Source organism: Vibrio sp. YT-19(2023) (assembly GCF_033337395.1).
On sequence record NZ_JAWOQN010000383.1, the window covers coordinates 1 to 775 of the forward strand.

A 775-nucleotide genomic window follows, 5' to 3' on the forward strand; every position below is an offset into this window, starting at 1 on the left:
TCTATTCGCATGCACCCAGACCAAGAAACTCTGGAGGGCATGATGCAAGACGCTGGCTTCGAAAACACCAAATACTACAACCTAACGGGTGGTATTGTGGCGTTGCACCGCGGTTACAAATTCTAAGGGTTAACGGCATGCCATTTGAACCTCTTATCACTGCTGTCATTGAAACTTCGCTGAACACACTGATTAAAGACGATCCTGGATTGGGTCGTCGTTTAGCGCGTCTCAAGGGCCAAGTTATCCAAGTTCACCTCAAAGAAATCGACAAGACGCTGACGTTTGTTTTCAGTCAGCAGATTGATGTGCTGGGTAACTACGAAGGTCAGCCTGACTGCTATCTCTCGTTGAACTTGAGCGTGCTGCCTGAGCTGCGTGACCAAGCCAACATCACTCGCTTGATTAAGCAAGACAAGCTTGAACTTGAAGGTGATATTCAACTGGCGCAGAAATTTTCTCAGTTGATGACCGATTGCAAACCGGACATTGAAGAGTGGTTATCTCGCGTAACAGGCGATGTAGTTGCACACACTTTGGTACAAGGCACCAAAAACGTGGGTGGTTTCTTCGTTTCTCAAGCGGAAAAACATCAGCGTCACCTTGCTCAAGTAGTGACAGAAGAGTGGAAATTGGCACCCGCACCATTGGAAGTCGCGTATTTTTGCGATCAAGTGGATGAGGTACGCAGCCAAGCTTCTCGCGTTGAAGCGCGTCTCAATGCTCTATTGAGCAAAGTTGGTTCGGATAAGCCAGCGCTGGAGAAACCATGACG

Annotated in this window: 2 protein-coding genes; both read left to right on the forward strand. The window is 48.1% G+C overall.

Annotation, left to right across the window (positions count from 1 at the left end):
- Window positions 1-126: class I SAM-dependent methyltransferase (locus R7E78_RS26035; RefSeq protein WP_318058599.1), on the forward strand; the 126-nt coding region annotated here is incomplete at its 5' end.
- Window positions 127-137: 11 nt separating this feature from the next.
- The gene (locus R7E78_RS26040; RefSeq protein ID WP_318058598.1) at window positions 138-773 is read left to right on the forward strand and encodes an SCP2 domain-containing protein; all 636 of its coding nucleotides are present in this window, start codon (window positions 138-140) and stop codon (window positions 771-773) included.
- The last annotated feature ends 2 nt before the right edge of the window (window positions 774-775 follow it).

Coding starts and splice junctions, on each gene's coding strand:
- R7E78_RS26040 (WP_318058598.1), top strand. CDS start 138: ATGCCATTTGAACCTCTTATCACTGCTGTCATTGAAACTTCGCTGAAC.